The organism is Microbispora sp. CSR-4 (genome assembly GCF_008033685.1).
GTDB lineage: Bacteria > Actinomycetota > Actinomycetes > Streptosporangiales > Streptosporangiaceae > Microbispora.
The window spans coordinates 1-11,525 of the sequence record NZ_VJVX01000098.1 but is presented as its reverse complement, the minus strand read 5'-3'; the positions used below and the strand labels follow the sequence as shown (position 1 = coordinate 11,525).

Below are 11,525 nucleotides of genomic sequence, written 5' to 3'. Positions count from 1 at the left end.
CCCACGACCTGACCGCCGCCCGGATCTGGGGCATCCTGCGCGCGCTCGACCAAGCCGGGATCATCACCCTGGCCGACAAGGCCTATCAGGGCGCCGGGGAGTTCCCCCCGAGGTGTGGACACCGGCTGTTAAGCGGCGATCAGCACCTTATCGGGCTGTTGTTCGTAGTCGATGGGGCTGAGGTAGCCCAGGCTGGAGTGCCTCCTTCGGGTGTTGTAGCGGGTGATCCAGGCGAAGACGGCCAGCCGGGCCGCTCGGGCGGAGGGCCAGCACCTGCCGCCTTGAAGGGTCTCCCGCTTGAGGGTGGCGTTGAGTGCCTCGGCCAGCGCGTTGTCCGCGCTGGTGCCGACCGCGCCCATGGACTGGCGCACCCCGAGCTGCCGGCACACGGCGGCGTACTCGGCAGAGCTGTATTGCGCCCCGTGGTCGCTGTGGAAGATCGCCCCGGTCAGGGTGCCGCCCCTGGTGGCGGCCGCGGCGTGCAGCGCGTCGGTCACCAACTCGGTGCGCATGTGATCGGCGATTGACCAGCCGGCCAGCCGACGCGAGTGCAGGTCGATCACCGTGGCCAGATACAGGAACCGGCCCTCGGCCAGGGGCAGATAGGTGATGTCGCCGACGTAGCGCTGGTTCGGCCCGGTCGCGGTGAAGTCCCGCTTGAGCAGGTCGGGTACCTGTTGCGCCGCCGGCTGCGGCACGGTGGTACGGACCTTCTTACGCAGGTGCAGCCCGACGATGCCGTGGGCGCGCATGACCCGCTCCACCCGTTTGTGGTTGACGCGCGCCCCGTCCTGGCGCAACTCGGCGGTGATGCGGGGGCTGCCGTAGGTCCCGTCGAACTCGACGTGGATGGTCCTGATCCGCGTCGCGAGCTCGGCATCCGCGGCGGCACGGGCTGATCGCGCGGGTGCGGCGGCGCGCCAGCGGTAGTACCCCGAGCGGGACACGGCAAGGACGCGGCACAGTCGCTTGACGCCGAAGGCGCTCGCGTGGTCGGCGACGAACTGGAAGCGACTCACCAGTTGGTCTCCCCGGCGAAATACTTCGCCGCCCGGCGCAGGATGTCGCGCTCCAGCTCCAGTTCCCGGATCCGGGCCTTGAGCTGCTTGTTCTCCTCTTCCACGTCGTCCGACGGTAGCGGGGCGCCTGCACGCTTGGGCACCGGCGTCGCCTTCGCTGGGGCGGTGCCCGCCGCTTGGGCCTGACGCACCCACAACCGCAGCGTCTCCCGGCTGATCCCCAGATCCCGGGCCACCGACGTGATCGTCCGGGCCGGGTCCGACAGATACAACGCGACCGCGTCGGCTTTGAACTCAGGCGGGTAGACCTTCATGACCACCAGGAACTCCTCGGTCTCCAGATCTCCATGATCTGGCACTCAAGGTGTCCACACTTCGGGGGGAGGGCCCTACGACAAGTACCGCAAGCATGTCCGGGCGCTGGGCGTTCGCCCGCAGATCGCCCGACGCGGCACTGAGCACGGCTTCGGCCTGGGCGAACAGCGCTGGGTCGTGAGCAGACCTTCGCCCTGCTGCACGGCTTCCGCAGGCTGCGCATCCGCCGGGAAGCCCGCGAGGACATCCACCACGCCTTCCTCAGCATCGGTCGGCTGCGCCCTGATTTGCTAGCGCCGCCTCAGCCTGTCGCAAGACAACTTCTTACCAGGAGCTTCACTACGTTCCTGGCCAGAATCCGCAGGCTGGGCCGTCCCTCTTCCCGACCCGACGATGACGATCCGTCACGAGTGCTTACGCGGGATCCGTCACCGTACGCCTCGGTCTCGGCTCATACCGCCCAGCCTTACCTGCACCTGACGTCTACTCCACAAACTCCTCAGCGCCAGGTTCGGAAATCTGCTTCTCCTCCAGAGGAGCTGTACGGCGGTACTGCGGGTGGTCAAGGTCCATCTGCCGTGCGGCGTGCAGGGGTACGGGGAAGCGGGAGCGGTCGGACCAAAAGAGAGTCTGGTGGCACAGCTTCGCCGTAACGACAGCAAGGGCTTCTTCCGAAACGCCATTGGCGCACGAGAGGGGATAGATTTCGCTGGCTGTCATCGAGTACCAGTTCTGGGACATCTCACTTTTGCGACGTTCTTCCTTATTCTCGGAGTAGACGGATCGCTTCGCCTCCCAGCGTGTGTACTTCGATCCCAGCCTGCCTGCACCGTCACCGTCGTAGGCGCGGGGAACGTTGCAGAAAATCCACACAGGCGTGCCGAAATCCGTGGCGACCTTGTAGAGCGTGGTTGCGGTCTCCCCCTCCGCTGGCTCGCTGTCCTCGCTTTTGGCGATGCGGGTGGTACTGACGGGAGGCGGCACTTCCTCGTCTTCGATGTTGATGCGGATGACGGCCCGGGGCCGCTCGTCGTGACTCAAACTGCTGCCGGGGAGCCAATACCGGCTCGTGCGGCCTTCCGGCGAGGAACCCTGGTGCATGTTCTGCAGCCCATCCCACATGCGCCGGGAGGCGAGCTCGTCCACCGTCACGACGTACGGGATGCCGTGCAATTCCTCGGCGAGGTCGCTGAGGGCATGCTCAACGATCTCGGCTGCGTCGTCCCATCGCTGTCGGTAGCTCTTCTTGTCTCCGGTCCCCTCGGGGTAGGCGGTGGCATGGAAGGCGGGTTGGGCGAGACGGTAGGGCTGCCACTCGGGCCGGGTAGAGCTCCAGCCGAGCATGGTCCAGGCACCGCCGACCACCTCTGGCGGCACGAGAGCTGTTGCAGTGATAATCACCTTGGGCTGGCCCGACTCGCCCTTGCGACGGTTCTGCTGCCGAACGTGGATGCCGACATGGGCGATGCGATCGACCGGGTAGCCCGCTTTCTCGGGCCGGAGCGCGTTCGCGATGCGGTCGTCGATGACGCCGAGCGAGCGGTAGAGATCGAGAAGGGCCATTTCGGCCGGGTGGTCCTTCGCCTTGGGCTTGATGGCGCCATTGTCGTCCTTGCCCTTGAGGTACTGGGTGGGGACATCGAGGCCCGCGAGGATGTGCCTGGTCTGGGGCTTGGCGTCCAGGTCGTCGAGATCCACCTTGCCATCGTCCTGGGCATCCTCGGCTGTGGGGATCTCGGTCTCGCACCAGGCGCCGACGAGAACATCGTCCTGAGAGAGGAGCGATACGCGGACCTTCTTTAGGGCCTCTTCTCGTCCCTCGGGATGCCCCGGCTTGAGGAAATCGAAGGCCTTGTGGAATACCGCAGTGATCTGGCCGCCGTGAAGGCTGATCTCCTCCCCGTTTTTCGGATCGAGGCCCGCGGGGTCGAGACCGTAGGTCTTGCAGAAGGTGTCGAGCATCCGCAGGCGAGTCTCGTCTCGGTACCAGAGGCAGGCGATGCGCAGTTTCTTGAAGCCGGCGGCCTCGATGGAGGCGACGATAGATTCCGGTGTGGGAAAGAGGCTTCCGCGCGGGCGGAGCGGTTCCTTGCTGTTGTTCTTTTCGCGTTCCTCCTTGCGGCGCTGGAGTTCCTGCTTTGATACGTTCTCCGGGTCGTTCGGCCTGTGTGGGAGCCGCATACGGACTTCGCGCATGACGAGCGGCTCAGCTGTGGTCCCGAACACCTCGTTGAAGTGCTGGTGGAGTAGGCGAAGGTGCTGCATGCCAGTGCCCGTGCCGATGGGGAATGAGAAGTTCTTCGGTAGGATGGGCCAGATCTGGCCGGGGTGCTGGCGCGGAAAGCGGGCGGCCTCCTTGTTTTCCCTAGCGCGTCCGAGCAGCTCCTGCTCCCTCTTGGATCGCTCGGCGATGGCGTGCAGGATGGAGTAGTCCATCTCCAGCCGGCCGAGCGCTTCGAGAGCGAGACGATTGACGGTGCGGGCGCCCCCGCGGCCGTTGAGTGTAACCTCCAGCACCGGATGGCCTTCGCCGGGCTGCTCTGCGAGCGCGGTCGTCGAGAAGATCAGCGAGGAGGAGATTCGGGTCACCCGGGATGTCAGTAGCAGTATTGGGCTGGTGATGTTTGGAAGCGTCTTCAGCCGCAGCGCGGTTCGCGACAAGGCGTATCGGCCGCCCTGGTCGTTCTCCCAGGGGTCGTCTAGGCCGACCAGGCCGCCGGTGGTGTCGGGCCGCAGGATGATCTTTCTGTTCTCGGAGATCGCCCAGGGGATGGCCGCCATCCGCCGTGCAAGGTCCCACGCCACCGTCCGGTAGACCCAGTTGGGCGCCTTAGGCTGCTTGTCATTGGCAGGCGTGAGGTAATCGGCGAGCTTGTACTTCTGCTCAGGGGTGTTGGCGATCCGCTTGGCCAATTCAGGTGGCGCGGTGAGGTCGATGGTGTCGACTTTCTGGCCTAGGGCAAGAAAGTACGTCAAGGTGAAGACGCGGCTGAGCAGTTTGCTGTCGATCGGGTGGAGCGAGGCGAGGAACGGGGCGCGGTGGTCCGGCTCGAAGTAGACGTATCCGCCACCGAGCATGCTGAGCACGGTGGTGGCGATCGAGTAGGGGGCCTGCGCTGACTCGTTGACGTACTTTCGCTTGCACTGTAGGTCGAAGTCGTCCCACAGCTTGAAGGTCGCCTTGTCGAGGTGCCGCACGTGCACTGTGGAGTCGCCGACCAGGTCAGGGGTGCACCGGAAGGCGAGGGTGTTCAGGTACTTGCCGGGCTCGCGGTCGTGCTGGGTCACGCGTCCTCTTCTCTTCAGTTGCCAGGCTGTCCGGGCTCATGGGGTTCGATACCGGCGTAGGAGAGGAACGCGTTCAGCGCCTCCCCGTACAGGTCGTTCATCCGCTGTCGCACCTCCGGTGTCCACTTGGAGTGGATGCGGCGCAGAACGGTCTCCAGGTCGGCGCTCCAGGTGTCCTCGTGGAAGGCGTAGTCGACCATATGCAGTACGGCTTCGGTGCCGCCGCGACGGGCACGGCCGGCAAGTTGGATGAGATCGACGATCATGCCTGCCACGACCTCCTCCTGGAGCGACTTGTGCATGGCCGTGAACTGAGGGGCCGTGCGCAGGAGGAGCGCCAGCCGCTCCCAGGCCGCGTCGTGGGCTTCGGCTAAGGCATGGGACGGGTCCGTGCTTCCGCCCGCGGGTAGTGCACGTAGGCCGGCGGCGTTGATGCTGCCGTACATCTCGGCGGGCTCGTTGAGTAGCGCGAGGGGGCGCACGCACAGGTAGACGGATCGGACCGCCGAGCGGATGCCGACAACGATGTTGAGTCCTCTGGCGATGAGTGACAGAGGCACGACCAAAATCTTCCCGTGTTGCGGGAAGTCTTCGAACTGCTCTGCGGTCAGGCGTACGGCGATGTTCTCCCTGGGTAGTTCGGGATCGGCGCGATGCCGGTCCTCGGACCGGACTGCTACGCACAGTCCGCCGCTGTACCGGCCGGCCTGAGCGATGCCGCGCGCGAGCCAGGCGCATTGTTCGTAGGAGTTGGCCACAACGAGGACATGGGCGCGGTCGGGATCCTGGATGGCCGTGCGTTCGAGTTCGCGGTGGATGTACTGGTCGTACAGGTTGCTACCCAGCTCGATGAGCGCGTCCTTTTTTCGACTGGGGTGGGTGCCGGAGACCTTGATGGGCTCGCCGAGGAGTGGGTGACCTTGACCGTAGTTGATGCGGTGCTTCTTGGCTCGGATGGACTTGGCCTGCGCGTCGGTCATCCACCAGCGCACCGGAGCGTAGAGGTGTTCCCGCACGGCTTGGGGGAAGTAGGCGGTCGCTGACAGGCCCATCACCGGTCGTTCGGTGCCTGCCAGGACCAGGGAGACGATGCCGCCGAGTTCAGCGGTGAAGGTGTGCGGGTCGCCGGCGATGGTCTGGGCGACCAATGCGGCGTTCTTCTCCCTATCGTCGAGTCCGGTGACGCGGTAGCCGGTGATGGCACGGCCGAGCATGCCGAGCGGGAGCACCGACGAGACGGCTGTCGCCTGGAGGTTCTCCACGATCCTTTGGGCCGAGCGCAGGCCGGAGGAGCGGTAGTCGTGTGCTTTTTCTTGCAGCTCCGACAGTGCCTCGTCCAGCTCGATCATGGCGGTCCGGGTGACAAGGAGGTTGATGGCCTGCGCGCGTTGGTGCGGGTCTTTGATGCTGTCCTCAAGGAGGCGATGGAGTTCGAGTTTGACCGCATCGAGCAGGTGCTCACCGCGCGGCGACACCAGTGCGCCCAGCGCGTCCCGTACCTCGTGCCAGTCGGGCTGGAGAAGGCTCGCCTGTCCGGTTAGCGGGTCGAGGCGCTGGTATCGGGCAGGCATCAGAGCGTTGAGCTGCTGGAACAGCTCCGCCGGGATGTTCGTCTCCTCCGCCTGGTCCGCATCGGGCCAGAGCAAGCGGATCAAGGTGCGGTCCCGGCCGCGGGCCAGATGCCAGCGGGTGCTGGTCTGGTCGGGGATACGGGCCTGAGCACGGTCGTCCTCCGTGGCGTGCAGGCTGAGGGCGTTCTTGCAGATGCTCAGCAGCAGGAACTCAGCCATGAGGCGGACGTGACTGACGGCGGGTAGCAGGTTGTGCTCGTCGTCGATGCGCAGCCGCTTCGCGTCGGTGTCCATCTCCTGGGGTGCCGCCGACCAGTGGCGCCTGGAGTGCAGGACGATCTCGCTGGCGCACATGTCGACGGCTCGAGACTGGAACTGATCGACCTCGTCGACAAGCACTGCGTGGCAGGTCCGAAGTGCGAACTCGGCCGCCGTCATGCTCCGCATGGGGCGACCGTCCAGGTTCACGCCGATTCGCAAGTTGCCCTGCATGAACACGTAGTGGTTCATGATGACGACGTTGGCGGTGGACGCTTCGTACACTGGGGTGAACTTCCCACAGGTGGGGATCCAGGGACAGGCTGCTGAGCCCACACCCTGTCGGTGAAGCGTCAGGCACGGCTCGCGCCCCGGTGGGTAGTCTCCTGTGGCTTCCAGGAACGTCTTCAGTGCACAGCCGTAAGCCAGTGGGTCCACGTCGCGCTCGGCTCGTTCCCCCCACTCGCCCGGGCTGTCGGGATCCTCGTTGATCAAGGAGGCGAGTTTCAGGGCACGCCCGTGCATGCGAGAGGAAGACATGAGGTGCGCACACGTGACCTCGTGGTCGATGACTCCCGAGCGGTGCAGATGGGTCAAGTCCTCGCGCACATTCCAGGTCGCAGCCAGGCAAGCCTTGATGTCCGGCAGAACGATGGCGACGCGCAGGTCGTTCACGGCGAACCAGGAAGCCATGACTCGAACCATGACGCTCTTGCCGGTACCGGTGGGCGCATTGAAGATCTCCATGCCGCCTGCGGTCAGCGTCAGCGCCTCCTGGGGCGACACCGTGTCAGTGGTCTGCAGCACGTCGAAAAGCTGTCCGAGGGTCCGGCGCAGGTAGCGCTTCTCCACCGGATAACGTAAGTCGATCTTCTCCGCAAGGTCGAGCAGTTCGGGCGTGGGGATCCGCAAATCTGCGAGGTGCGGAGCGGTCGCGACATGGGGGAGCCGATCGTGGCCGAGCGGCTCAGTAAACTGGGGATAGGTGGGGATGACAAGCCTTCCGTGGACTTGGCCCACCTCCTTGACGAAAATCTCGCCCGTGGCCCACGTGCCCGGACCAGCGAACTCCAGAGGCTTGGGTCGGGCGCTGGGACGCCGGAAGCGCGCGATCTGCCGGTCAACGTAGCCGAGCAGGTCGCCCCCGACCCTCGGCAACGCGGCGCCGGCGGTGAACGGGTTCTCCCCGACAAGCTCGAACGGCGCCATGGATGGCGTACCGCCGGGTGCCTCCGGCCTCAGGGGTGCAAGCAGGGAACGCGCCGCGACAGAGAAGGTCCGGACGTCGGCGAGTTCGCCAGGGGCGATCGAACAGACCATGGCGATCCGCTGCTTCTCCTCGTGGGAGAGGCCCTTCCAGCGGTCCCACGCCTGGTACTTCCCCGAGAGCAGGAAAGCCGCCTGGGCGAAGGGGGCGGCAGCACGAGCGTCCCCCTCTACCGCTTGGGGGAAGTAGTGGGCGGCCAGGGCCAGCGCGGTGAAGACCGCAGTCTCACCAATCGGCGTATCACTCATGCCCAGCTCACCCCTGACTTCGCACAGACCATTTCGCCGAACTCAGAGGCGGTGGTCACCCGCATTTCGTACTTCGCGCACACCCCCGACAGCAGCGGCACCTGGTTGGCCCGGTAGTCCGGGACCACCAACCAGTCGGCACCGCCTCTGTCCCCCTCTTGAGCGTGGATGAGCTTGGCGAGCGTCGTAGCCGAGGTGTAGTCCTTGACATCGACCTTGAACGGCTTCTTCTTGCCTCGCTTTGGGCCGACTTCGACCAGAAGGTCGTATGCGTCCAAGCCTGGCCACATCTCCACCTTCAGTCCGCGCTCAGCCAGCCGGTCATGCAGAGCCAACTCGGGCAGTCCGGGAACGGTTGTGTATCGCCAGATGCCCCGAGCGAGAGCTTTGTGGCCATCAGCGGACAGAGCCGACGGAACTTCCTTGATATCTGGATAGAGCACGGCTTGTCGGCCGCCGGGGCGGGGAGGGGACGGCTCGGGCAACAACTCTGGGACGCTGGAGTCCGCCGGAAGCCGGAACAGGTAGGAGGCTCCCATGTCGGCATGCGGGGCATGCCAGCAGCGAGCCGCTCCTACCCGCTCGCCGGCGTTCTTCCGGACGACCAGGCGCATTGGCCAGGCGCAGATCGGGCAGGGGAACCACCAGCCTCGATAGACCGAGTCGTAGGGAATCTCCTTATAAAAGTCAACGACCAAGGGGGGCAGCCTCAGCTCGCACAGTTCGCTGACGGGGCCTGCGGGATGCCGGATCAGGTCCGAACGGCCGGCCGCGTACACGGATTGGTCGCCTTGCTTCTTCAACAGCGCGTAGGCCGTTTCCTGATCAATCTCAGACTGGAGTTCTCGATCGCTCACCACGCCCGCGGTCCTGTCGAGCTTGCGCAGGGTGTGTAGCAGCATCCGCTGCTCAAGGTCGAGGTCGAAGGCGTCCTCGGTGATCTGCCCGTCTTGGTCGACGACCAGCATCCCGTCCAGGTCCAGGGGCTTGACGCCTTCCGGCAACAGGCCAGCCAGGTCGCCTTTGAGAGCTCGACGGAACTCTCCGAACGGCAGGGGGCTCCCCGGGCCTCGCGCCGCCAGCATCGTGCCGTGGCACTCCATCAGGGTCGCAAGGCGTTGCTGCGGCTCCAACCCTGGTGTGGTCATCGCCTTGGCCGCGCGTAGGGCGGCGCGGGTCACAAGGTAGCGGACCCTGACCTCGTCGAGCTTCTGTACACCGTCATCCGTAGGACTCGTCACAGGTGCAGAGCGTAAATGTCACCTACGACAAGACCTTCCACGAAGAGGGCGAGCTATTCATTTATAGTATGTCGCCCACAGGAGTATCGAGTCCTGTGGTATCGACGCTCGGATAGAGTTGTCGATAGACGGTGAGGTACTCCTCTATGTGGCGTCTACCGAGTTGAGTCAGCCGCCACCGGTATTCGACGACATGTGTGCGGCCCGGGGCCATGACAGGAACGGAATCCACGAAACCGCGGCTCGGCCGCCCTCCAGCCTTACCTCTGTAGCCCACACCGATGAAGAAGAGAGAGCGACCCGCCAGTTGGTCATCTTCCAAGCCAAGCGGCTCGGCAACAGCGACACGCACCAAAACTCCCCATAGCCACTCGGAGAGCAGATGGACGGCAGGGTCTGGCTCCCGAGGTTCACCCAGCCCTGCCCGCGCAGCCGCACGACCACGCCGGGTGATCTCCACAAGCACTCGGCCGACCTCACCGACAGCGGGATGCTCAATCGAGTCCTCGCTGACAACCAGTAGACCCCGCCGCTCCAGTGCGTGCACGGTCTGCCCGGCGCCGGGATCGTGTACTCCACGCTGGCGAAGGCGCTCCTGCAGGCGGGTGTAGCCGACCATTGACGGCGCGGCCTTGAGCGTTAAAGGCAGTTTGCGCCATTCGGCTGCTCGCGGCACCGGCAGCCGTTGGATCCTCCGCATCCACATCTCGGTCTCCGTCATGCGGTCGTCCCGCATGATCTCCCCCAGGTAGATACGTTGACGCTCATTCAGCGACTCCCACGTCGCCAGCGCAGACCTAGAGAACTCCCGCTTCGGCCTGTCCGCCAGCACCGGTGCCGGCTCGTTCACCCGCGTACGCATCCAGGCGTCCAGCACCATTCGAACGGGCACACCATACGCCTTGGCCAGCGGAGCGAGCAGCCGCCCGGTCATCTCGGGATCCTGCCAGTACCGTCCTCGAACCGGTCGACCGTTCTCCAAAGCGGAGATCTTGGAGGCAGAGACGCACAAAACTCGCCCCGCCTGCGAAGCACGCAGAAGCTCGGCGACTCGCTCGAGGGTGAGCCCTGCGGCATACCTCAAGTCGACCAACGTCTCCTGTCCGCGCTGGGCCCCGGTCAGTGCATCCACCTCACAGCCGAGAGCCGCAGCCAGCTGCTCCAATCGCGCTGGCGTCGGCGTATGTCGTCCTTCCTCATAGAAAAAAATCATGCGGGGCGATACCCCGGCTCGCTCGGCTAGCGCTGCACGCGTGAGTCCCAGCTCGACACGCCGAGCGGCCAGTCGCGCCGGGTCGATGGTTCGCAGGGGAGGCGGCATACTTCCATAGAAGTCGAATGAAGACTTCATTGGAAGGGCGACATTCCCAGACTGCCAGGCCCTCAACTGGTCCCGCCCCGAGGATGCCGGTCCTGTGCAGCACGGCGATTCAGCCACCACACGTGACCTGCAGGTTCGGACCGCCCGCCGTAGCCCATTGGACTGACTGGAGCGCTGCTCAGCAGCCTAGTTCGCCGGCAAGCCCAGCTTTCTTGACTAGGCGGCCCCAGCGGGGGCTGCGGGCGAAGGCCCGGGCGATGGCGACACCGCTGGGTAGATCGCCGTCCGCCTGACGGTTCTGCTGCGCCCACCGCCAGGCCTCTCGCTGCAGCAGTCGGCCGTTTCCGGTCGGCTCAGCGGAGACGGTGTCTGGCCGCGTCCATGATCGTGGTGTATGAGAAGACCACTCGTAATCCGGCGAACTTCTAAGCCGTAATCGCCTCGATATTCACTTTAGCATCATTTGTCTCATTTTGAGAGTGGGTGTGCTTACGGCATTCGGCCAGGATCTCCAGGCCCATGTAGCGGCGCTGCTCGGTCCACTCGTCGTTCTGCTCGGCCAGCACCGCGCCGACCAGGCGGACGATGGCCTCCCGGTCGGGGAAGATGCCGACCACGTCGGTGCGGCGGCGGATCTCCTTGTTCAGCCGCTCTTGGGGGTTGTTGGACCAGATCTGCCGCCAGACGGCCGTGGGGAAGGCGGTGAAGGCCAGCATGTCATCACGGGCCTCGTCCAGCCGGTCGGCGGCCTTGGGGTACTTGGCCTCCAGCACCTCGACCACGTGCCGGTGCTGGGCGTGCACGGACTCGGTGTCGGGCTGTTCGAAGATGGTGCGCAGCATCGTGTGCACCCACGGCTGCGCCGTCTTCGGGACACAGGTGCCCAGGTTTCTCGCGAAGTGGGTGCGGCAGCGCTGCCAGGAGGCGCCGGGCAGCGTGGCGGCGATCGCGTCACGTAGCCCGGCGTGGCAGTCGCTGGTGACCAGCAGGACGCCGG

General features: G+C 65.4%; 6 protein-coding genes and 2 pseudogenes. 1 reads left to right on the top strand and 7 read right to left on the bottom strand.

All coding sequences use genetic code 11. The features are described 5' to 3' along the window. Positions 1-95: pseudogene (locus FLV34_RS37705) on the top strand (IS5/IS1182 family transposase); the annotation flags it as partial. Positions 96-128: 33 nt separating this feature from the next. Here FLV34_RS37705 and FLV34_RS37700 read toward each other — a convergent pair. The 7 genes and pseudogenes from FLV34_RS37700 to FLV34_RS37675 all read right to left on the bottom strand — a co-directional run. Continuing rightward, a protein-coding gene (locus FLV34_RS37700; RefSeq protein WP_147945423.1) for an IS3 family transposase occupies positions 129-1,339 on the bottom strand; the annotation gives its coding sequence in 2 pieces (ribosomal slippage) (positions 129-1,030 and positions 1,030-1,339; 1,212 coding nt in all). Between the two features lie 478 nt (positions 1,340-1,817). Beyond that, on the bottom strand, positions 1,818-4,622 hold the full coding sequence (locus tag FLV34_RS40980) for an RNaseH domain-containing protein (RefSeq protein WP_187280842.1): 2,805 nt from the start codon (positions 4,620-4,622) through the stop codon (positions 1,818-1,820). Between the two features lie 14 nt (positions 4,623-4,636). Then, positions 4,637-7,966 carry a hypothetical protein gene (locus FLV34_RS37690; RefSeq protein WP_147945421.1) on the bottom strand — a complete coding sequence of 1,110 codons (3,330 nt, stop codon included), beginning with the start codon at positions 7,964-7,966 and terminating at the stop codon, positions 4,637-4,639. After that, a complete protein-coding gene (locus FLV34_RS37685; RefSeq protein ID WP_147945420.1) occupies positions 7,963-9,207 on the bottom strand; it encodes a hypothetical protein in 1,245 nt (414 codons plus the stop codon). Before FLV34_RS37685 ends, FLV34_RS37690 begins: the two co-directional genes overlap by 4 nt. 61 nt (positions 9,208-9,268) lie before the next feature. Then, the gene (locus tag FLV34_RS37680; RefSeq protein ID WP_328710964.1) at positions 9,269-10,141 is read right to left on the bottom strand and encodes a hypothetical protein; all 873 of its coding nucleotides are present in this window, start codon (positions 10,139-10,141) and stop codon (positions 9,269-9,271) included. Between the two features lie 201 nt (positions 10,142-10,342). Next, positions 10,343-10,528 (bottom strand): annotated as a pseudogene (locus FLV34_RS43525) (helix-turn-helix domain-containing protein); the annotation flags it as partial. A 425-nt stretch (positions 10,529-10,953) separates the two neighbouring features. After that, on the bottom strand, positions 10,954-11,525 hold a 572-nt coding region (locus FLV34_RS37675), incomplete at its 5' end, for a transposase (protein WP_187280841.1).

What these genes read in the sequence shown, in the direction of transcription:
- FLV34_RS37680 (WP_328710964.1), bottom strand. Translation starts at nt 10,141, where the DNA reads ATGACCGGGCGGCTGCTCGCTCCGCTGGCCAAGGCGTATGGTGTGCCC.
- FLV34_RS37690 (WP_147945421.1), bottom strand. Translation starts at nt 7,966, where the DNA reads ATGAGTGATACGCCGATTGGTGAGACTGCGGTCTTCACCGCGCTGGCC.